Source organism: Kitasatospora cineracea (assembly GCF_003751605.1).
Lineage (GTDB): Bacteria > Actinomycetota > Actinomycetes > Streptomycetales > Streptomycetaceae > Kitasatospora > Kitasatospora cineracea.
Genome location: NZ_RJVJ01000002.1, coordinates 1,175,463 through 1,197,830, shown reverse-complemented (window position 1 = coordinate 1,197,830; position 22,368 = coordinate 1,175,463). Strand labels below are relative to the sequence as shown.

The 22,368-nt window shown below is 68.9% G+C and carries 8 protein-coding genes and 4 pseudogenes; 5 read left to right on the top strand and 7 right to left on the bottom strand.

Going from position 1 to position 22,368, the window contains the following annotated elements; all coding sequences use genetic code 11:
* Position 1: 1 nt before the first annotated feature.
* Positions 2-863 (top strand): annotated as a pseudogene (locus EDD39_RS31580) (IS5 family transposase).
* A 153-nt stretch (positions 864-1,016) separates the two neighbouring features.
* Here the strand turns inward: EDD39_RS31580 and EDD39_RS31575 are convergent.
* Complete coding sequence (locus EDD39_RS31575) at positions 1,017-2,801, bottom strand: site-specific DNA-methyltransferase (protein WP_123562599.1); 1,785 nt, start codon at positions 2,799-2,801, stop codon at positions 1,017-1,019.
* A gap of 178 nt (positions 2,802-2,979) precedes the next feature.
* A pseudogene (locus tag EDD39_RS31570) lies at positions 2,980-3,876 on the bottom strand (IS5 family transposase).
* Between the two features lie 103 nt (positions 3,877-3,979).
* Between EDD39_RS31570 and EDD39_RS31565 the strand changes: the two are divergent.
* On the top strand, positions 3,980-4,933 hold the full coding sequence (locus EDD39_RS31565; RefSeq protein WP_123562597.1) for an IS481 family transposase: 954 nt from the start codon (positions 3,980-3,982) through the stop codon (positions 4,931-4,933).
* A gap of 19 nt (positions 4,934-4,952) precedes the next feature.
* On the opposite strand, the pseudogene EDD39_RS31560 reads toward EDD39_RS31565, so the two are convergent.
* A pseudogene (locus EDD39_RS31560) lies at positions 4,953-5,956 on the bottom strand (IS5 family transposase).
* A gap of 110 nt (positions 5,957-6,066) precedes the next feature.
* On the opposite strand from EDD39_RS31560, the gene EDD39_RS31555 reads away from it, so the two are divergent.
* The 3 genes and pseudogenes from EDD39_RS31555 to EDD39_RS31545 all read left to right on the top strand — a co-directional run bounded on the left by EDD39_RS31555 (position 6,067) and on the right by EDD39_RS31545 (position 11,746).
* On the top strand, positions 6,067-6,657 hold the full coding sequence (locus tag EDD39_RS31555) for a hypothetical protein (RefSeq protein WP_244257381.1): 591 nt from the start codon (positions 6,067-6,069) through the stop codon (positions 6,655-6,657).
* 81 nt (positions 6,658-6,738) lie between these two features.
* Positions 6,739-7,926: pseudogene (locus tag EDD39_RS31550) on the top strand (IS3 family transposase).
* 538 nt (positions 7,927-8,464) lie between these two features.
* Positions 8,465-11,746, top strand: coding sequence for an AAA domain-containing protein (locus EDD39_RS31545; RefSeq protein ID WP_123562593.1), 3,282 nt, complete (start codon positions 8,465-8,467; stop codon positions 11,744-11,746).
* 191 nt (positions 11,747-11,937) lie between these two features.
* Here the strand turns inward: EDD39_RS31545 and EDD39_RS31540 are convergent, their stop codons facing one another.
* From EDD39_RS31540 to pglY, 4 genes are all read right to left on the bottom strand, one after another.
* A complete protein-coding gene (locus EDD39_RS31540) occupies positions 11,938-14,094 on the bottom strand; it encodes a DEAD/DEAH box helicase (protein ID WP_123562591.1) in 2,157 nt (718 codons plus the stop codon).
* Positions 14,094-15,428 carry a BREX system ATP-binding protein BrxD gene (brxD, locus tag EDD39_RS31535; RefSeq protein ID WP_123562589.1) on the bottom strand — a complete coding sequence of 445 codons (1,335 nt, stop codon included), beginning with the start codon at positions 15,426-15,428 and terminating at the stop codon, positions 14,094-14,096. Before brxD ends, EDD39_RS31540 begins: the two co-directional genes overlap by 1 nt.
* A 121-nt stretch (positions 15,429-15,549) precedes the next feature.
* Entirely contained in the window at positions 15,550-18,435 is a 2,886-nt protein-coding gene (gene pglZ / locus EDD39_RS31530) for a BREX-2 system phosphatase PglZ (protein ID WP_123562587.1), read from the bottom strand.
* Entirely contained in the window at positions 18,432-22,355 is a 3,924-nt protein-coding gene (gene pglY / locus EDD39_RS31525) for a BREX-2 system ATPase PglY (protein ID WP_123562585.1), read from the bottom strand. The genes pglZ and pglY overlap by 4 nt, the downstream gene beginning before the upstream one ends.
* Between the last annotated feature and the right edge of the window lie 13 nt (positions 22,356-22,368).

Sequence of the window (22,368 nt, the reverse complement as noted above, 5' to 3'; positions counted from 1 at the left end):
TGTGCCGTTGACTGACGCGCAGTGGGCGCGGATAGAGCCGTTGTTGCCGGACCGGACGCCGAGGCGGGGCGGGCGGTGGCGCGATCACCGGCAGGTGATCGACGCGATCGCCTGGAAGTTCCAGACCGGCTCGCAATGGGTACACCTGCCCGCCGAATACGGCTCCTGGAAAGGCGCCTACACCCGGCTGAGGAACTGGGCGATCGACGGAACCTGGGAGAGGGTCTTCACCGCCCTGCTCTCCCAGGCCGACAACGAAGGCGACCTGGACTGGGTCGTCTCGGTCGACTCCACCATCGTGCGTGCCCACCAGAACGCCGCCGGGGCCCGTAAAAAAGGGCCCCGGCCGACGAACCCGACCATCACGCCATCGGACGCTCCCGCGGCGGACTGACCACCAAGATCCACCTCGCCGCGGACGGACGCTGCCGACCGCTGTGCTTCCACCTCACCCCCGGCCAAGCCGGCGACGCGCCCGCCTTCGAGCACGTCATGGCCGCCTTGCGAGTGCCCAGGGCGATGGCCGACCGCGGACCCGACCTCTCGTGGTCCTGGCGGACCGGGCCTACTCGTCGAGGGCCATCCGCCAGCACCTGCGTCGGCGCGGGATCCGGGCGGTGATCCTCCAGCCGGCCGACCAGGTCGCCAACCGCAAACGCAAGGGCCGAAACGGCGGCCGCCCGCCTGCCTTCGACCGCGACGCCTACAAGCAGCGCAACACCGTCGAACGGTGCATCAACCGCCTGAAGAACTGGCGGGGTCTGGCCACCCGCTACGAGAAGACCGCCACCGTCTACCAGGCCGGACTCCACATCGCAGGCATCTTCATCTGGTCCGCCGCTGATCCAAAACAAAGATCCTAGATCACACTCGCCATGAAACACCAGCTCAAACAGATCCAGCCCCACCCCGGCCAGGTCGACGGCCGCCTTGCCAGTAACGGCCTGATCATGGAGGGCTGACCGACATCACCCAATCAAATGCAGTATCCGCCAGAGGGAGCAGCGCATACCTCATCAGGCTTCGCTCTCGATATTTGGAGTTTCGATGTCACCCTCGACGAAGCGAAGCGCTTCTTCCGCGCATTCGATCAGATCCAAGTAGGTGAGTACCTGAACTCGGTTATGGTCCATATTGAATGAACGGATGGCACGGGCAACCATCTGCCGAGTTACCCCAGGAGTATCCACGTGGTTAGGGTTACCAATCACAACAGTTCCCCGTGCGCGAAGGTAGTCGTGGTCAAGGTTAAGCGTGTTACGGTGGATTGTTTCCAGTGCCGACCCGGCGTCATCCATCCTCTGAACATAGTTTCTGCATTGACTCACCGCTTCGTGCACATCGTTCGACATAATCAGGTCGTTGCGGTGCCACCTGACAAGTGCGGCACCAGGCTTTTTGAGTTCGACCACTTGAACGCTGCGGTCAGCGCGCACGAGAAGAACGTCGTGTTGGTCGAGAGGCAACAGGTCACGTCGCTCCGAAGCTTCTGTGTACTCGCCCCCGAAGATCCAGTGATTGTGTCCGATTATCCGTTGAACTGCAGCTTCCGGCGCACGCCTGTCGCTGACGACTTCTCGAAGCTCCTGCAGCAGTTCCCGGCGCTGTGTGATGACCTTTAGCTCGGCCGATTGGCGGTCCTTCTCGGTCGAGTCCAGTGCAGGAACGACCCTCCCGTCTTTGCGGTAAGTAACGACCTGAATCCGCACATGCTCATCGGCACCCGAGTCAAGGGATCCGGATTCTTCATCGGGACTCGGTGCCGTAATTACGTCGTAGTGACCGCCGCCTAGCCAGTTCACTTCATGTGTGATGCCGCCTGAATCGTTACCGCTGATCACTTTATCCAGACGATCACGGACGACGTGTGACTCGTTGTCGACAGCGAGCCAGCGGCGGCCAGTTTTGTGTGCGACCGCAGCGGCCGTGCCTGAGTCGCCGCAGTAGTCGAACACGAGGTCACCGGGATTGGTTGCGATCGTGAGAATGTGTTGCAGCAGTTGTTCTGGCGGTGGAGCCAGCTGGCGCATGTCATCGAGCAACTCGTGTAGGTGCTGGCGCGCTTGGAAACTTGTCCCGACGTCGGCCTGGCTCCATACCGTGGTGGGCCGCTTGTCAGGGGCCTCCGATAGATAGAGCTTCAGCCTCGGACGGCCGCCGGGCAACCATGCGATACGTCCGTCGCGATCGAGTTCCTCGAAATGCTGCTGGGTGAATATCCAAGAACGGCGGGCAGGTGGCTGCACAGCCGTGCCGGATGGATCTACCACTTTGTAGCGTAGGTTCTCATGAAGAACAGGGGTGGACAGGTCGGCTGCTCGCCACGGCCCACGGGGATCACTGTCGGGGTTCCGGTAAATCGACCCTGATTCAGCTGTGTGAGGGAGAGAGTTCGGCTGCCATATCGAGGCATCTTTCGCGAAGACAAGTAGGTAGTCGTGACTTTCCCTGAAGTGACGGGAGTCATTTCGGGCGGGCTTCGGAACGACGATTGTAGATACGAAGTTCGATCGGCCGTAGACCTTGTTCATAAGCGCGCGGCAGTCAGCGAACTGCTGGTCGTCGACGTGCACCCACACAGAGCCGTCAGGGGCGAGCAGGTCGCGTACCAGACGCAGATGCACCTGCAGCGCATCAAGCCATGAGACGCGTATAGGATCCCCTTGGTACTCGAACCCCCATCGCGTATCGTGCGGCGGCCGCAGGTATGCCGACTTGACCCTGCCTCGATACTGGCCGGTCTCCTGCAAGATGCGAAGTGCGTTCTCATTGCCGCCATGGATGAGCAGGTTATCCGCCATCTGATCAGTCTAGAGGGCAACTGATCTTGTTCGCAGGTGATTTGGGTATTGAAAGTGGCTGCGGCGATGACCATGCTGGCCGCCGCCTCAAGCCGCCGGTGGGCGGGCCTTCGCCCGTGAAGGTGAACACGCGGTTGGTTGTCACGCGGCAAGTGTGATCTGATCCCTTTCGTTTGGATCATCGGGCGGGCCAGATGAGGATACCCGCGATGTGGAGTCCGGCCTGGAAGACGGTGGCGGTCTTCTCGTAGCGGGTGGCGAGGGCGCGCCAGTTCTTCGGGCGGTTGATGCACCGTTCGACGGTGTTGTGCTGCCTGCGGGCTCCGCGGTCGAAGGCCGGCGGCCTGCCTCCGAGTCGACCCTTGCGTCTGCTGTTCGCGATCCGGTCGGCGGGCTGCGGGATCACGGCCCGGATCTTGCGTCGGCGCAGGTGCTTGCGGATGGCCCTCGATGAGTAGGCGCGGTCCGCCAGAACCATGAGGGGCCGGGTGCGCGGCCGTCTGACCGGCCTGGGTACGCGCAGGGTGGCCATGACGTGCTCGAACGCGAGCGCGTCGCCCGCCTGGCCGGGAGTGAGGTGGAAGCACAACGGGCGGCAACGGCCGTCCGCAGCAAAGTGGATCTTCGTTGTCAGCCCACCACGGGAATGTCCGATCGCATGGTGGGCAGGTTCGTCGGCCGGGGCCCCTTTTGACGGGCACCGGCCGCGTTCTGGTGCGCGCACGATTGTGGAGTCGACCGAGACGACCCAGTCCAAGTCGCCCTCGGCTTCGGTCTGGGCGAGCAGGGCGGTGAAGACCCGCCCCCAGGTGCCGGTGATCGCCCAGTTTCGTAGCCGGGTATAGACGGCCTTCCACGAGCCATACTCAGCGAGCAGGTGCACCCACTGCAAGCCGGTCTGGAACTTCCACGCGATCGCGTCGATCACCTGCCGGTGATCGCGCTACCACCCGCCCCGCTTCGGTGTCCGGTTCGACAGCAACGGTTCTATCCGCGCCAGCTGCGCGTCAGTCAACGGGGCGATCAGACCAACGATCTGATGATCGGAAAGAAACGCCCTAGGTGTTCTGACCATGGAGGTTGGTGACAGGGGTCACGGTGTGGTGATCTTGAAATGAGTGAGGGCCTTCTGGCTCGGTGTGGATTGCGACATCTACCCGGCGACCAGAAAGGCCCTCATGCCGCACTCTAATGCACCGCTGACCGAGACCGGCCGCCTGCGTCTGGCCCGGTGCGTGGTCGAGGACGGCTGGCCGCTTCGCCGGGCCGCCGAGCGCTTCCAGGTCTCGCCGACCACGGCCAAGCGCTGGGCCGACCGCTACCGCGCCCTCGGAGAGGCCGGCATGAGCGACCTTTCCAGCCGCCCGCACCACAGCCCGCGCCGGACCCCGACCCGTACCGAGCGGCGCATCATCAAGGTCCGCGTCCTGCGGAGATGGGGACCAGCCCGCATCGCCTACCTGCTGCGGTTGAACCCGGCCACCGTGCACCGCGTGCTGACCCGCTACCGGCTTGCCCGCCTGAACCACCTCGACCGGGCAACCGGCCGAGTGATCCGACGCTACGAGCACCACGCGCCGGGCGAGTTGGTCCACGTCGACATCAAAAAGCTCGGCAACATCCCCGACGGCGGAGGCCACAAGACCCTCGGACGCGCGGCCGGGCGCAAGACCCGTGCCGGGGCCGGCTACAGCTACCTGCACAACGCCGTCGACGACCACTCCCGCCTGGCCTACAGCGAGATCCTGCCCGACGAGCGCAAGGACACCGCCGCCGCGTTCTGGACCCGAGCACACGAGTTCTTCGCCCAGGCCGGCATCACTGTCCGGCGCGTCCTGACCGACAACGGCTCCTGCTACAAGTCCCACCCCTGGCGCGACGCCCTGGCCCGGACCGGGACCACCCACAAGCGCACCCGGCCCTACCGGCCCCAGACCAACGGCAAGGTCGAACGCTTCAACCGCACCCTGCTCGACGAATGGGCCTACGCCAAGCCCTACCGAACTGAGCAGGAACGACGCGACGCCTACCCCGAATGGCTCCACACCTACAATCACCACCGCGGACACACCGCACTCGCAGGCAAGCCACCCGCCAGCCGCGTCCCCAACCTCACAGGACAGAACACCTAGGGAGCGTATTCGGTCGTGATCAAGGGGTGGGTTTGGTGAGGTCCTTGATCCAGATCATCGAGGCGCGGAGGTGGAGGCCGGCGAGGTAGCTCTCGGATGTCTTGTCGAACCTGGTGGCGATGCCTCGCCAGGCCTTCAGCCTGTTGATCAGGCGCTCGACAGTGTTCCGCTCCTTGTAGAGCTCGGTGTCGTGGCCGACGGGCCGGCCGCCCCTGCTGCCCTTCTTCTTTCGGTTGGCGGCCTGGTCCCGCTTCTCCGGGATAACCGCTTTGATGCCGCGTTTGCGCAGGTAGTTGCGGTTGTCGCGGGAGGAGTAGGCCTTGTCTGCGGCGACCGCGTCGGGCCGGGTGCGGGGGCGGCCGATGGGGCCGCGGACCCGGACCCTCGCCAGCACGGGGATGAACTGCGGGCTGTCGGCGGCCTGTCCCTCGGTCAGGACGAAGGCCAGCGGGCGGCACCTGCGCTCGCCGGCGATGTGAACCTTGCTGGTCTGCCCGCCCCTGGAGCGTCCGAGCAGGGCCGCCTTCAGCCGGAGTCTGCGTCTGTGTCGGACGCGTCGTCGCTCGTTCCGTTCCGGGTCGTCTGTGGCGTCCTGCCCGTCTTGTTCCTTCGGGTGGCCCCCTTTTGCCGGGCCTTCTCCGCCTCCTCGGCGGCCTTCCCCAGGTCGGCGAGCGTGTCGGGGTCGAGGTGCATCCCGGCGGCGTCGTGGTGGGCTCGGACGGTGGTGGAATCCACGCTGACCAGCGACAGGTCCACCTCGCCCCGCTTCGCGGCCTCCGCGATCGAGCCTTCCAGCAGAGCCTCGAAGACCCCGGCGTCCCTCCACTGCCGGAAGCGGTTGTGGACTGTTGACCAGGCCCCGAACTCGCCCGGCATCTCCCTCCACTGGCTGCCCGTCCGGAACCGCCAGATCACGCCCTCGAACTGCCGGCGCAGCCGCTCGGGGTACGGGCCGTACTCGCCGACCGGCAGATACGGCTCGATGAACTCCCACTCGGCGTCAGTAAGTTGAACTCGCGTCACACAGTACGGTCTATCGGATCGGGCGCTACCACGAGGGCGAAACCCGCAGATTGATCACAACCCGATACACTCCCTAGCCCCTGTTCTGGCTGGGCCACCTCTACTCCTGTGTGCAGAGCGAGGAGGCCGAGGAGCTCCTGTTCGGTGCGGATTACGACGCCGCAGAGGACTTCCACCGCCGGCTGCGCGGCCGCGCGGACTGGCCCATCTTCACCGTCCCGGTCACCGCCGGCCGTCTGCACATCGTCTACCGAAACGTAGAGGAGGACACCGGTACCGACTACCTCCTGCACCACCCCGACTGGGACCGCGCCGAACTTCTCGCCCAGGACGACGGCCACTTCATGGGCCCCGGCCTGTCCTGGCCCGAACGGGCAGCAGCTGCAGACAACGGCCTGGCTGGCGGTTCCACCACCGACCCCTGCAGCCGCCTGCTGCTCCTGCTGCCCGCGTTCGGAGACACAGCCCTATCCGCCGGGGCCGCCGAACGCCTGACAGAGGCACTGCGTAACCGAACCGCCGTCGAGGCCCCGGAACAGCTGGCGGCCGCTCTGCTGGAAGGCCAAGGCCCCCGCGGCCCCATGCACTGGACCATGACCGGTGACGGCCAGCGGATTAACGACGGCAGCTACTCCTTCCGCAACCCAACCGCCCTACCGGCGCACCGCCTTGCCCGAGTGACTGCCGCACTCGCTCCCTGATCCAGGCTCTTCTGTGAGCTTTGCCCCGTGACGTGGACACCCTGACACTTGGATCTTGTTGATCCAGGAAGGGAAGTCCAGGTGGGACGTCCGTCGAAGTACTCGGACGAGTTCCGTCGTGATGCCGTGGCGCTGTACCGGGCCTCGGAGGGCAGGCGCACGTTCGCGGCGGTCGCGAAGGAGATCGGGGTCAACCACGAGACCCTGCGGAACTGGGTGAGAGCCGCCGATGCCGAGCCGGCGTCGACCGGGCAGGCACTGAGCGCTGACGAACGAGCCGAGCTCGCGCGGTTGCGCAAGGCCGAGCGGGAGTGGCAGGTGGAGAAGGAGATCCTGCGTCGGGCAGCGGCCTGTTTCGAACGGGAGATGAAGTGAGGGCCCGCCGCTGGGACTTCATCTCCGCCCACGCCGCCGAGTTCGGCGTCCAGCGGTTGTGCGAAGTCCTGGGCGTCGCCCGTTCCGGGTACTACGCATGGCAGGCCGGGGCTCGGGCCCGTGCCGATCGGGCGGCGGCCGAGGCCGCGCTCGTGGGCGAGATCCGCGAAGTCCACCGGGAGACCCGGGGCGCCTACGGGGTGCCGAGGGTGCACGCGGAACTGCGGGCTCGGGGCCGCGCGGTCAACCGCAAGCGGATAGCCCGCCTGATGCGCGAGCACGGCATCGTGGGCCGGCACCTGCGAAAACGCTGCCGCACCACCGTCCAGGACAGGAGCGCGCCACCCGTGCCGGACCTGATCGGTCGGAACTTCACCGCGGACAGGCCCGATGTCCGGTGGGTCGGCGACATCACGTATCTGCCGGTCGGCGGTTCGTGGATGTATCTCGCGACCGTGATCGAACTGCACTCGCGCCGCCTGGTGGGCTGGTCGCTGGCCGACCAGATGCGCACCGAGCTGGTGGCCGACGCGCTGGAGGCGGCGGTGGCCGCCCGCGGCGGCCGAGTCGAAGGCGTGATCTTTCACTCGGACAGGGGCTCGCAATACGGCTCGGCCGAGTTCGCGAGGCTCTGCTGGCGTTACGGCGTCCGGCGGAGCATGGGGAAGGTCGGCTCCAGCTACGACAACGCCGCCGCGGAGAGCTTCTTCGCCTCGCTGAAACGCGAGTTGATGCACGGCGCGCTGGGCCGGCCGGCATCAGGCCAGGCTGGACGTGTTTCGCTGGATCTCCTTCTACAACCTCCGCCGCCGCCACCCCACGCTCGCCTACCTCAGCCCGATTCAGTTCGAACATCAGACAGCGGCGTCCCGTAGGATCACCCTCGCCGCATGAAACTCCGGTGTCCACGTCCCGGGGGAAGGCTCACGGACGAGTTCGGGGTTGCGGAGCCGGGTGAGAGCGTGAGCGGCAGCCGTGCGTGTGGGGTAGCCGCCGCGGCGGAGCCGGGTTGCTCGGTGGGCGGCGGTTGCCCGCTGGGGGAGGGCCAGGTACCAGGAGCCGTGGCCGCGCCGCTTCAGTCCGGGGCAGGCGCTGCCGCGTTGCCGGCCTGTGAGGGGATCGCGGCATCCGCACCGCTTGTAGATCGTTCCGGTGCCGTGCATGGCGTCCTCCTTCCGGAGTTCCGGTGGACGCACAGCCCAGTGTGGACCTGTGGGAGTGCGAGTCGTGCCCTTCCGGCACCAGCGCTGGCGTCGGGCGGTGGCTGGCTGCGCTGGCCGGAACTGGCCGGTTCCGCACCCCACGCGGCCGTCCACCCAGTGTCACGAGGCCGGATCTCGGCGTTACTCCTCCGACGAACGGTCCCCGGTGGTAGGACAGAGGCCGTTGAGGGACGCCTTCTGGGGGGACTGTGGGTTGGCGCGAGGAAACGGTGACGGCGCTCGACTCCTGGCTCGCCCTGGAGGGCGGAGCCGGACGCAAGGCCCAGTGGCGCATCCTCGGCCGGGCCGTCGTCGCAGGGCCGGGGGAGTACGCGGTCGACATCCGGGGCCTGAACATCAACGCCGACCAGTTGCAGAGCGACAGCCTGCGCCTCGCGGAACCGGACGAGAACACCGTCGAGGACGGCCACCCCGTCCTGGACGTCACGCACGACGGCACCGCCCTGCGCGTCCGCGTCCCCGACTTCGCAGAGCCCGCCGACCCGTGCCTGTGGCTCTACCAGCAACCGGCGACCTTCCTCACCAAAGCCCTCCGCGACGGCATCGCCGGACTCACCGACGACGGACTCGCCGGCCTCCTCGCCCGCGGCGAACCCGGCGGCCGCCTCTCCCCGCACGGACTGCCGCAAGGAGTCCTCCTACCCGCCCAGGACCTCGCCTACCGGGCCTGCCTCGGCACGGGACTGTGGCTCGTGTGGGGGCCGCCCGGCACGGGCAAGACCTCCGTCCTCAAACGCGCCATCAGCGACCTCGTCGCCGCCGGAAAGCGCGTGCTCCTGGTGTCGGCGACCAACATCGCCGTCGACAACGCCCTGCTCGGCGTAGTCAAGGAACAACGGCACTCTCCCGGGCAACTCGTCCGCGTCGGCCCGCCCCACCTCAAGCAGATCGCCGACGACCCCCAGGTGTGCCTGCCCCTCATGGTCCGCGCCAAGCTCGCCGCCGTCGACGGGCAGCGCGAGAGCGTGGCCGCCGAACTCAGCGCCCTGCAGCAGCGCGCCCGGCAACTCGCCGCCCTCACCGCACGCCTGGCCGACTTCGACGCCGACCACTACACCCGGCAGCGCCAGCGCCTGAACGACCCGGCACTCGCAGCCGAGCACCTCACCGCGCAACTCGCCGCCCACTCCGACCGGCACCGGGAACTGCAACCCCTCCTCGCCCAGGCCGAAGACCGCGCCGAGCAAGCCGCCCGGCGCAGCGCCGACGCCGCCGTCCCCCGCACGGCCTGGGCGCAGATCGACGCACTGGAGACCAAAACGGCCGAGGTCGAGGAAGCCGCGACCAGCGCCGAAGCCCGCGACCTCCTCGCCCGCCAGAACCTGGCCGAAGCCCAACAGGCCCTGGACGCACTCGAATCGAGGAAGGGCCTCGCCAAACTCAAAGCCCGGCAGGCCATTGCCGCGGCCGAGAAGCACCGGGACGCCGCCCACGCACGCCAGCAGGACACCCTCGAACAAGCCAGACAAGCCCGGGCCCTCGCCGACCGCCCCCGCCTCCAGACCCACACCGCCATCACCCGGATCAGCCGGCAGACCCCGCTCACCCGCGACGACCTCGCCGCCATCGACAACGAACTGCACCAGGCCGACGCCGCCCTCCGCCACATCCGCGCACAGGAAGAAGACACGGCCGCCCGCATCGTCCACCTCGACGAGCAACTGCGCCTCACCCTGGCCGCCGCCGACGACGTCAAGAAAGCCGAGCGCCGCGGGCACCCCGCCACCCACTGCGAAGCCGAGACCCTGCGGCCCCTGGTCGCCGCCGACACCGCCCGGCAACCCGCACTGCTCCGGCAGCACCGCGAACTCCACGACCAGTACGAACGCCTCGCCCGCGACGCGCAGGGCCACATCATCCGCGAAGCCCGCCTCGTCGCCACCACCCTCGCCAGGTTCCGCACCAACCCGACCGTCTTCGAAGGCCCCTACGATGTCGTCCTCGTCGACGAGGTCGGCGCCGCCACCCTGCCCGAAGTCCTCCTCGCCGTCGCGAAGGCCAAGAGCACCGCCGTCCTCCTCGGCGACTTCATGCAGCTCGGCCCGGTCCTGCCCGAGGTGCTCAAGGGCAACCAGCGCACCGACATCCGCCGCTGGCTGCTGACCGAGGTCTTCGACCACTGCCGCATCACCACTCCCGCCGCCGCCCGCGCCCACCCGGGATGCCTCAGCCTCGACGTCCAGCACCGCTTCGGCCCGGACGTCATGCGCCTGGCCAACACCCTCGCCTACGACGGCCTGCTCACCGGCGGCCCCACCGTCCAGGCCCGTGCCCGGACCCGCAACGGCGACGACGCGGAGATCGTCGTCGTCGACACCGACGGACTCGGCAACCTCGCCCAGGTCCACCGTCTCGGACAGGCCAGCGGCTGGTGGCCGGCCGGACTCCTCCTCGCTCGCACCCTCGTCGAACTCCACCGCGCCGACGGGGACACCACCGGCATCGTCACCCCCTACGGAGCCCAGGCAGAAGCCACACTCGCGGCCCTGCGCGACATCGAAGGCGACTCCGGCCTGCTCGCCGAAGTCGGCACCGCCCACCGCTTCCAGGGCCGCGAGTTCCCCGTCGTCGTCTTCGACCTCGTCGAGGAGCAGCACGGCCGCGGCATGTGGATGGCCCAGGCCGCACGCCGACCGGAAGCCGGCGAGTGGGTCAACAACGGCGTCAGACTGTTCAACGTCGCCGCCACCCGCGTCCAGAACCGCCTCTACCTCATCGGCAGCCGCAGCCGCATCACGGCCGCCCGCAGCGACACCGCCCTCGGCGCCGTCCGCGAACTCCTCGCCGCCGGCTCCGGCCGCACCATCCGGGCCGCCGACCTCATCACCCCGCTCACCGCCCAGGCCCCCCGGCTCGGACCCGTCGGCGCCCGCCTCGCGGACATCCTCAGCCGGCACGTGGAGATTGCCGACGTCCAGGACGAAGTCGCCTTCCACAAGACCTTCGCCCACCACATCGCCGAGGCCAGGCACTCCCTGTGGATCTGGACTCCGTGGGTCGCGAAGCGCGTACGCAGCCTGCTCCCCGCCCTGGAGGACGCCGTGCGCCGCGGCGTGCGGATCACCGTGTTCGTCCGCGACCAGAGCGACCAGAACCAACAGCGCTTCATCGAGTACCTCGACGAACTCAAGGCCGTCACCCCCGCGGTGATCCCCGTCAACGTCATGCACCAGAAGATCGTCGTCATCGACGAGCACACCGTCCTCCTCGGCAGCCTCAACACCCTCTCCCAGAGCCAATCCCGCGAGATCATGCTGACCGTGCGAGGCGCCCACTTCGCCCGCAAGATCCTCGACCACGAGCACGCCGAGGACTTCGCCCGCCCACCGCGGTGCGGCGGCTGCCGGGGAGACCAACTCGACCTCAGACGGGGCAAAGCCGGCTGGTACTGGCGCTGCTACGACAAGGCCTGTCCCGCCCGCAGGGGCGACCGTGCCTGGACCGCTCCCGTCCGGTTCACGACGTCTCGACCCAAGCAGGGTGCCCGCTGAATCCGGCGCCGGCCGGTCGCCTCTCGAAGTTCTCGTTCGCCGAACCCCGAGCCAGCCAATGGCCTGGGCGGCTCAGTATCTAAGGAGGCCGGATCAGCGAGATGCCAGCCCCTCTGCTCCGTGAGGTCGACGCTCGAGACAACCTTCGCGTCATGCACTGGTCACTCTGTAAACAGCCGGAGGGCCGATCCTCAGCGCTGGGTGACGTGCAGTCTGGTCGGCTCGCGGAGCGCGGCTGATGCTCCCTCGAAGTCGGCAAGGCGGGCAGCGACCGAGGCGATGGCGAGCCGCTCGGGCAGCGCCGTGGAGAACTTGAGCCCCTTCACAGCTCGGTGGTCGATATCCGGAAACACCAGATGGTCGCCGATAGCTGCGCGCGCCGCGTGCCACATCTCGGCCGTCATATCTTCGCGGAGCCGGAGGTAGCAATCAGTAGGGCGTTGCACGGGATCGGCTACCGCCGGAAGCGTGGCAGCCAGTGTTGCATTGGCGCGGAAGCCGGCCCAGGTCCACCACCGCACGTCCTCTCCGGCTCGAGTGACAAGGGTGCCGGCAGGATGCACGCTGTCAGGTGCTTCTTCGTCACGCAGTTGTTGAAGGCGAGCCTGTGCCCTACGGGTGAGGGAGACCGGAGGCTCGGAGCCGAGAAGGATGTCCCGCATGGCTCGGGTCAGTTCGTACGAGAGGCCGGCGATGCCGGTTCCAGTCCACTTGGCGACGCCGCCGCTGTCGGTGAGTTCCACGAAGGCCCGACGCCTTCCCCAATCGATGAACGTGACCTGCCAGCTGCGACCACCGAGCAGCAGTCGACGCGGGCCAGGCCGCTCTTCGGTGAGCACGGATGGATCGGTCTGCCCGATCTCGGTGCGTCCCGACAGCACGGTGAACTGGGGTGGTGCTGTGAAGGAAGCGGTGAGTTCGATGAAGTGACGCTGGCCGAAACGCTGTTCCGCCTCGGGGCCGATGAAGAGCAGGCCACCGTCCTGGTCGAGGAATCCTTGATCGACCAGGTATCGCAGGATGGGCTCGGAGGACCGGTCGAACGGCGCGAGCCCGTTCCACTCCCGGTCCCACAGATGCTCACCGATCTTGTGGTGCTGGAGGGTCACGGCCAGCAACTGCTGTGCGACCAGATGGCGGGGTTCGGGTGGCGGGACGACTGGCTCGACCCAGTTCCGTCCCCACAACAGGAGTAGGCCGGCCGCTTGGAGCAGGGACTCCTCGCAGGTCGCCAGGAACAGGCAGTTGCGGACGTTATCGGCGCGGCGACCGGTCCGTCCGATGCGCTGCAGGAAGGAGGCGACGGTGCGGGGCGAGTCGATCTGGATCACACGGTCCAGGTCGCCGACGTCGATGCCGAGTTCCAATGTGGAGGTCGAGACGATCACACAGTCACGGGCTTCGGCGAACGCCTGCTCCGAGCGCGCACGTTCCTCTGCGGAGAGGGAGGCGTGCGACAGGAAGGTGGTGACCTCCCGGGCGCGCAACGCGGCCCCGAGCTCCTCGACCTGCCTGCGGGAGTCGCAGAAGACGAGCCGCTTCTCGCCGCGGTGCAGGGCCGCGATGAGCTTGGCGGCGTTCTCCAACGAGCCGACGTAGTCGAGTTCCACGTCACCGGCGGGTGGGGCATTGGTGGGTGCGGCCGCGAGGTCGGGTGCGACGACCTCCCCGGCGCGGCTCCCCGCTCCGGACCCTTGCAACCAGGTCAGCAGCTGCTGGGGATTGCCCACCGTGGCCGACAACCCGATGCGCTGAATGGGCCGCCCGGTGACCCGCTCGAGCCGCTCCAGCACAGCCAGCAGATGCCACCCGCGGTCGTCCCCCGCGAAGGCGTGGACCTCGTCCACCACGACTGCGCGGATGGACCCGAGAAGGCGTGCATGGTCGGTTTTCACACCGATGAGCATCGCCTCGAGCGACTCGGGAGTGGTCAGAAGGACGTCCGGCGACTCGCTGCGGATGCGCCGACGTTGGGACTCCTTGGTGTCACCGTGCCACAGTTCCGCTCGCCGACCGAGCCACTGCGCGTAGGAGTCGACACGCGTCACCAGGTTGTTCAGCAGCGCCTTCAGTGGGCACAGGTACAGCACGGAGGTGCCGGTCCAGCGCTGCTGGGCCATCACGGAGAGCACGGGAAAGCAGGCGGCCTCGGTCTTGCCGCCCGCGGTCGGCGCGAGCAGCACTACGTCCTTGCCGTCCATCAGCGGGTTGATCGCGGCCCGTTGCAGAGGACGAAGATCGGGCCAGCCGAGGGTGTTCACGATGTGGTGCAGGACGACCGGGTCGAGCCGTTCGACGGGATCCACGCCGCGCACAGAACTCGGCAGGGAGCCCTCGGGTCCGTCCATCACATCTCCAGCTCGATGTCGTCGGCTGATCCGGCTGCTGCGAGGTTCCGCTCCGTATCGGTGAGCTCGTTGCTGGAGACGGTGAGACGGTAGTGCTGCCGCGGGTCGAAGTCGTCGAACTGGTCGATGCGGTCGAGCACGTCGCCGACGAGCTTTTTCAGGAACAGGCGCGGCGCCACGCCGATCTTGCCACCCAGTGCTCCGCCCACCGCCTTGGCCAGATCGGCGACGTAGGGATCGTCCGCAAGGGACTTGACCCGGGCGGGTGAGTCCGCGCCCTCGGTGTACAGGTCCCGGATCGTCGATCCGAGGCCGGTCAGCGAGTCCAGGGTAAAGCCGGGCAGCCGGAGTTGGACTGCGCGCGGGTTGTCGAAGCGCGGGTCGGTCGTGAAGTCCGTGGCGAGTCGCTGGGCGAGCGGGGCAAGGCGCTGGACGCCCTGTTGCCCGTCGTAGAAGGCAGGCGTGCCGGTGATCACCAGGTAGAGGCCGGGGAAACGGCCGGAGTGCACCTCGTCGATGAGCTGGCGCAGCGCGTTGAGCGCCTTGTCGCGAGCATCGGAGCGTACTCGCTGTAGGGTCTCGACCTCGTCGAGGACGAGGAAGAGCCCCGCATGACCGGAGTCCCGAAGGACCGCGAGCAGCCCTTGCAGGAAGCCGAGGGCACCGAAGTGGTCAAGATTGCCCCGCACGCCGGCGGCCCGGCGGGCCGAGGCCGCGAGGTTGGGCTGGCCACCGAGCCAGGCCAGAACGGCGGCGGCCGTGCTCTCGTCGCCCCTACTGAGTGCGGTGCGGTACCCGCGAAGCGCGGCTGCGAACGACGGCGCGTGCCGTGAGACCTCGCTGAGCCTGGCGGCGAGCAGCCGCTCGACCTCCTCGGGCAGCTGCTCCTCAGTCGCTCCGGCGGCGAGTGCGTCTTCCTCCAGCGCGTAGAACCAGGCGTCCACCACGGCGCGCAGGGCGCTGGGCGGGAAACTGGCCGTGGTCAGCTGCTCGGTGAGTCGGCGGTAGACGGTCTCCAGCCGGTGCAGCGGCGTCTCCGTCTCGGAGATCTGGATCTCGGCGACGGCGAAGTTCCGGCGCTTGGCCCGCTCCCCGAGCCACCGGGTGAAGAACGTCTTGCCGGACCCGTACTCGCCACGTACCGCTTTGAAGACCGAAGCGCCCGAGGCGACTGCTTCCAACTCGCCGTCCAGTGCGGACTCGAACCGGCCGAGCCCGGTCGCGAGCAGGTCGAGTCCGTTCTCGGGAACGGCGCCTCGACGCAGCGCATCGATCACGTCCCGGCGGCGGGCCGCGCTGACGGACGTGGGGCGGGGGTATCCGGCGGTGCTCACGCGGACAGTCTTCCATTACGGCGGACCATGATCGGGCCGATGTTCAGTACTTCGGCCGGACCGTGACTGCTGCGCAGCCCAACCGTTGCGCCGGGGCAGGCACGCCCGCCCCGGACGCGGGTCACTTCAGCCCGAACTGGGTGCGCAACAGCCCCGTGTCGAGCCGCAGGGTGCGGCCGTCGGGGAGCGTCTCGAGCACCTGGATGCTGTCGTAGTTGAGCAGCTGCCGCAGGACGGCGGCGAAGCCGTCGGCACGGGTCGTGAGCAGGCCGATCCGTTGGGCCAACGCGGTCACGGGTAGTGTCCCGCCCGCGTCCAGCAACACGTGCACGGCCTTCTCGACCTTCGCCAGGTCCGGCTTGCGGGCGAGCAGGTCCACCTGGTCAAGGAAGATCTGCGAGGCGAGCAGACCGCTGACCAAGGTGTCCTGAGGGGACACCACGGTGGGCGCCAGCAGCGTCTCGCCGTCGGGCGAGGGCGCGAGCGCGACCTCGAACAGGGCGTCATGACCGGCCGGTGGCTGAGCAGGCGCCTTCGCGGACCTAGCCGGCTTGGTGGCTTTCTTCGGCGGAACGACGGCGACCGGTGCCGGTTGAGGCTTCGCGCCCGAGGCCACCGCCCACCATTCGGGTTCCGGGCTGCCCAGCTCCCGCCATCCCTTGGGCGGAGCGGCTCCGAACGGCAGCAACGCAAGGACCGGGATGGCGAATTCGGCCAGGGAAGCCCCGCCGTGGTATCCCGCCTTCAGCGCGGTGTACCGGGAGTCGGCGTCCCACAGCGCCACGATTTCACCGCCGGTCTCCGACGAGATCACACGTGGCCCGGACAGCACGATCTCGTTGTCGGCCAGGGGTCCGCCTGGCGCGCGATGCCGGGCCGAGGCGGCGCCGTCGCGGTCGACCTTGAGTCCCCGCCGGTCGACGACATGCCCGTGGTCGCTGGTGAGGATCACCGCCCGTCCCTGGGTGGCGGCGATGCTCAGCAGGTCCTGCAGCCCTCCTATCTCGCTGAGCCTCCAGGCGCCGTCGCCGAGCTTCTGCTCCTTCGCGAGCCGGTCGTCGACGGTGTTGAGCACCACTGCCACGTGCGTGTCACCGGCCAGGGCCTCGGACAGCTCGGGCCCGAACGTGTCACCACCCGTCTCGCTGCGCAGGTCGTCCTTGTGGAAGACCGCGACCTTCTGGCCACCCCAGAACCGGTGCGTCGGGAAGATCCGCTTCTCGTCGGCCTGCGATCCCTTCATCAGCTTCGCCGCGAACAGCGAGGTACGGGAGACGGAGGTGATGGTCGGCAAGGCAGCGGCGATCGCACGCCGTTGGGGGGAACTCGGCGAGCCTTCGGGCCCGGGGCCGGTGGAAGGCCGCGGGTACGGGTCGTACTCGGCCCAGTGCTCGCGCAGCTCGGCCCCGAGTTCCGTGGCGATGGCGGCACTCATCCCGTCGACGACCACCAGCAGCAGGCGGCGCTCGGCCGCCTTCACCACCGGTCCGACGACCCGAGGCAGGAAGGTCTCCACCGTCAGCATGGAGCCGGGGTCCGTCCCGGCCGCTGTCCAGGTGGCGAGGGTCTGCGCGAAACGGCGGTCGATCTCCCGTCGCCGGGCGCGGATCGAGGTGCAGAGCTCGTCATAAGCGGACTTGAGGACGTGGTTGGGGTCGCCGCCCGCCTCGACGTGCTCGAGCGCCAGGTCGACCCAGGCGGTCTCGGCGAGGTGACGGTCGATACCGGCCGCGACCGTCGTGCTCTCGGTCGCCGGGTCGGTGGCCAGCCACTGGGCGAGCCGCTGCGCCATGTGCGTCCGTTCGACCCTGGTCCGGGCAACCTGGCCCGGGGCCAGCCGGTGGTCGCCCAGGGCCTTCACCGCCGCTGCGGTACGCGCTGGGTCGCCCTTGCCGAGGGCTCGACCGACGGCGGCGAAGCGGGCCTCCAGCCCGGTGGCCAGGACCGGGCTGGACTCGGCGGCGCGCTGCGCGCCCAACTGCTCGACCAGCGAGGCCGCGCGATCCAGCACGGCTCCGGTCAGCCGACGGGCGGCCGCCGCATCGTCGTCGAACCCGGAGCGGCCGGACAGCAGCAGGACCGAGACGAACTCCTCGCACGAGCGCCCGAAGGCGGCCACGAGTGCGTCCAGTGCCTCGCCGTGCGCGGGCGGCTCGTCACCGAACCACCGTTCGGCCCTCCCGCGCGCCCGGTAGTCCTCGGCATCCGCTGCGGCGTCCGCGTGCACCCACAGTGCTGCGCAGACCAGCCCGAATGCGACCGCGTCCGGACCATGATCGGCTTCCACCAGCGCCAACAGGGCCCGGCCGGTGAGCCCGGCCTGGTCGGCCTCGCCGAGGAGCCCGGCCAGCCCTGACCGTTCCGGGGCTCGCAGTGCCAGGAAGCGGTCCGGCCCGCCGGGCGTGAGCGACCAGCGCAGCAGGGCCGGTACGTCCAGGACGCTGTCAGGAGTCGATCGCTCGTCCCGGTCCGGGTCGAAGCGGCCGATGCCGAGTCGCCGCAGGGCGAGTGCACCGAGGGCGCCGCGCCGGGACAGCACGCCGCCCGCCAGCTGCGGCCAGCCTGCCGGCGGCGTGGCGTCGAGCAGCGCCTCGGCGGCCCAGTTGTCCTTGAGTAGCCGGTTGTCGGTGCTGCCGGCGCCGAATGCCTGCCGGACCACGTCCCAGGTGTCGACGGCGTTGACCCGCTGCTTGTGCACCCTGGCCAGCAGATCGGGTCCGAGCTCGGACTCCTCCCGGTCCGTGAGCACGACCAGCACCTCCGGGCCCGGTGCCTCCGGTGCCAGGTGCGTCAGCACCAGCTCGTACACGGCGAGGGCTGACGGTGCCGCGGCGATCCGGGCCCGGCGCTCGCCCCAGCCGAGCTCCGCGGGGCCGTCCCATTCCGGGGTGGCCCGCAGCAGGACGGCCTTCCGCCGGCCCGCCGCGAGCCCGGACTGCGAGGCCAGGTACTGGGTGACGGTGGCGGTGTTGAGGCGTACCGCGCTGGTGACGACCGGAGTGCTCATTCCACGACCCGCCAGGTGATTTCGATCGTCACGTTGGGCTCACGTGCTGCCAGTTCGTCCAGTTCGGCCCGCAGTTCGGCGACCGCCCGTGCCGCGGTGGTCCGACCGCCACCGGAGCGGCTGGGACGGCGGGTGGTGGGCTCGGTCGACACCGGGGGGTGGCTGGTGGGCGTCGTGAGGTCCATCGAGTCGGGGCCGGGGGCGGCTTTTGCCGGCTGCTCCGGTGCAGGCGTCCTCGCGGGGGACGGTGCGGGGACGGCGGCGGCAGCCTGGCTGCGCTCGACGACCCTGATGATGGCGCGCCGGGCATCCGTCAGCGCCTCGGGCAGGTTGCTGGTGCGCTGATCGACGCGCGCCGCACCGCGCAGCTCTTCGAGGACAGCCATGCCCTCGGGGCCGTAGTTGGGCGCGAGCTTGAGCATGTCCCAGGCTGCCCTGGCGAGGGCCGAGGCGACGGACTCGGCCTGCTTGACGGACGTTCCGTACCGGTCACCCGAGACCTCGCCGAGGTCGAAGCCGGCGAGGACGCCGATGATCTGCTTGGCCGAACCGGAACCGGCGGCCGCGCCCTTGTCAGCGGCGAGGAGCGCGTCGAGCAGCGCGAGGGAGCGCCGGGCCAGGGCGAGCCGGCCGGAGCCGTCCGCGTCGTCCAGACCGAGCAGTTCGGCGCGCTTCTCCAGCTCCTTGACGAGGTCGGTGGCGTGCGGCTGGTAGCGGCGCGCGGCTTCCACGATGTCGCGGGCGAACCGGCCGACGATCCGGCTGCGCCGCAGGGTGGGCGCCTTGCTGCCGAAGATCTCCTCGTACCGGCGGCGAGCCTCCTGCCAGGTGTCCTCCTCGGGCAGCGGCTGGGTGCGCAGGGCGTCACCGGATTTGATCGCCGATGGCTCCGGGGCCGGGTCGAGCAGCCCGCCACCGCGGACCCAGACGCGGTCGTCGAGTTCGGCGAAGGAGGCGATCACCAGGTTGGCCAGGAACGGATCGAGCCCCATCGGCTCCGGGCGGTCCAGCCACTCGGTGAGCCGGACCACGCCGAGGTCGCCGGTGACGCCGTCGACGCGTGCCTGCTGGCGGAAGTGGTCGGCCCAGCGGGTGGACAGCTCGAAGTACGCCTCCTTCTGCTGGCCGAGGCCGAGCGGCCCCGCGATCCGCTTCATCAACGGGCGGTCCTTGGCCGGAATTTCGACGCGGCGGTCGCTGGCCTCGCTCGCGGCCCGTACGTGTGTGAAGACGGTACGAGCGTCGGCCGACTTGACCGGGATGCCGTGGCCGTCCGGGTCGAGGTCGGGGTGGGCCGGGTACTGGTGGGTGAGGAGCTTGCCGGCCACGTGCCGGGCGGCATCGTGCAACGACTGGCCGATGGACGGACGCAGATCGGGCACGTCCGGCAGCGGCTCGAAGTGGTCGTCGAAGCCGAGCTCGACGTCGGAGCTCTTCTTCTCCGCCAGCCCGTACGCTTGCTTGAGGGCGGCCTTCACCGTCTTGGCGAGCGATTCGCGCTGGCCCTCCAGGAGGGCCTTGGCCCGTGCCCGGTTGTCGGCGTTCAGGTGCCCGGCGTACTGGGTGTCGAAGCGGCGCTGGTCGCTGAGCGCGTAGTCGATGGTGACCAGACGCCGGAAGTCCTGGAAGCGCGCAGCCGACAGACGGGTCGGAATCCAGGCCATCGTCCGGGGTCGCTGCTCGCCACCGCGTGCCCGCAAGTCACGGATGCGGTTGGCGTCCTCGGCCGGGCCGTACTCGTTCTCGTCGTACGGGAAGTCGACGACGAACCGCCAGGAGCCCTCGAAGCTCGGGGTGAACTCGTGGTCGGGCAGGCTGTCCGGGTCGGCGATGTTGCCGAACACCACCTCGACCGACCGGTTGGAGCCGCGCCAGACCAGCTTCAGCTCGTCGGAGTCCAGGCGTCCGTCATGCGTCTCGACGCCCAGTTCCTCGGCCAGCAGCCGACGGGCCAGGGCACGCCGGTTGCCGGGGTTGTCGTTGACGTTGGCGTTGGCGATGACGGAGTCCACGTCCACGCCGGCGAGTTCGAGCCGCACGCCCGGGTTGACCTGGGTGCCGGTCTCCTTGATCTCGGCGAAGCGGGCGGCCCAGTCGGCGACCTTCGACTTGATGACGCCGACCTCGGCACCAGGGATCGGCGAGACGACCGAGCCGTGGTTGAGCGCACCGAGCCGACGGATCGTCAGGTCGCGCAGCGCGGGCACGCTGGGCGCGAGGGCGGAGAGGAGGAGAGTGCACATCAGTCGGTTGTCACCGATGAAGTTGCGGCAACGCTGGGCGAGTTGCGGATCGGTGATGCTGTCCGGCCGGTTCCGGTAGCGCTCGATGTCCTCCTCCGTGATCTCGCTGACGCCGAGGAGGTACGGGCGCAGCTTGGTCCGGTAGAGCTTGTCGGCGGCCTGGAACTCGGCCTTCAGGCTGTCGACGAACGGCTTGTCGCCACCGTCCGCGATGACCGGGTAGAGGTCGCCGAGCGGGATCAGCTGCTCGAGGCGGGCCTCGTCGCGGTGGTCGGCGAGCAGCTGGCCCATCAGCTTCAGACCGGTGCGGGAGCGCTGCAGGGCGGAGGAGATGTGGACGAGGGTGTCCATGAAGGCGGGGGAGAAGGGGTACGTCAGGCGGAACGACTCCTCGTCCGCGCCGGTGGTGCCCTCCTCGGAGCCGAGCAGGACGTCCCAGACCTGCGGTCCGACCCGCTTGGCCTTCGTGAACGCCGCGTCGAGCTTGGCGGCTGCCTCGGTGTCCTTCGGCCTGAGGAGGCGGGCGTGGGCGATCTGGGGGAGGTTGCGGTCCTCGAGGGTGATCTTGTCGAACCGGCCGGAGGCGAGGTTCAGACTGTCCTGGATCGCGGTCTCGGCCGCGCCCGACACCTCCTCGCCAACCAGCTCGCGCAGGTCGCGCTGGCGGGCGATGAACGACACCACCGGGATCGCGCGCCGGGAGTCGGCGCCCTCCACGAAGTTGGTGATCTTGTCTGCCTCACGGGAGACGAACTTCTGGTCGTGGATGCGGTTGGCGAGCCAGAGGATCAACTCGTCCATGAAGAGGATCAGGCCGTCGTAGCCGAGCGCCTTCGCGTGCGCGGCGATGACGGCCAGGCCGGCGTCCAGGGAGATGAACCCGAACTCGTCCTCCTTCGCGTTCTGCGCGAAGCCCGGGAACCAACCGGCGATGGCGTCGTGGACGAGCTTGGCGCGCAGTTCGGCGGGGGTGGTGGGGCTGACGATGTTCAGGTTGGCGTCGGTACTGTCCAGCTGCTCGGCGGTGAGCGCGGTGTCGAGGAGGGCCGAGCTCCAGGAGAATGCCTCGCCCCATTCGTCGTCCTCGTCGACGGCGTTGGCAGCGCCGCCAGCGAGGCCCGCGATGAACTTCTCGTCGCCGACGTTCGCCCGCAGGCGACGGACGTCCTCGAAGAGCGAGTCCGTGCGGTACACCTGCGGGGTCGGTGCGTCCGGGTGCAGGGCCTTGACGTGCGAGACGTAACCGCCGAGGACGCGCTGCTCCAGGGACTTCGCGCCGAGCATGTGGTACGGCACCAGCAGGAACCGCTTGCGTTCGACGCTCAACCACTCGTGCTTGGTCAGGGTGGCGTCGAATTCGGTCCGGGCCAGGGCTGCCTGGTTGCCCCGCAGGAGGGCGTGCAGGACGGCCATGAAGTGCGACTTACCGGAACCGAACGAGCCGTGGAGATAGGCGGCCTTGGAAGTGTGCCCGTCGAGGGCCGCCTTGATGAGGCCGAGGGCCTCGTCGAAGTTCTCCAGCAGGCGGTCGGTGACGACGTAGTCCCGCAGCGCCGCGGCGGCGCCCTCGTCACTCACGGCCTCTGCGAGCTTCAGGACGAAGTCGGAGGTGGAGATGGACGGCTTGATGTCGATGACATCGCGGAGGAGGGGCGGTTGGGCCGGGGTCGAGGCCATGGTCTCTTTCTTC

Coding starts and splice junctions, on each gene's coding strand:
- EDD39_RS31575 (WP_123562599.1), bottom strand. CDS start 2,801: ATGGCGGATAACCTGCTCATCCATGGCGGCAATGAGAACGCACTTCGC.
- EDD39_RS31565 (WP_123562597.1), top strand. CDS start 3,980: ATGCCGCACTCTAATGCACCGCTGACCGAGACCGGCCGCCTGCGTCTG.
- EDD39_RS31540 (WP_123562591.1), bottom strand. CDS start 14,094: ATGGACGGACCCGAGGGCTCCCTGCCGAGTTCTGTGCGCGGCGTGGAT.
- pglZ (WP_123562587.1), bottom strand. CDS start 18,435: ATGAGCACTCCGGTCGTCACCAGCGCGGTACGCCTCAACACCGCCACC.
- pglY (WP_123562585.1), bottom strand. CDS start 22,355: ATGGCCTCGACCCCGGCCCAACCGCCCCTCCTCCGCGATGTCATCGAC.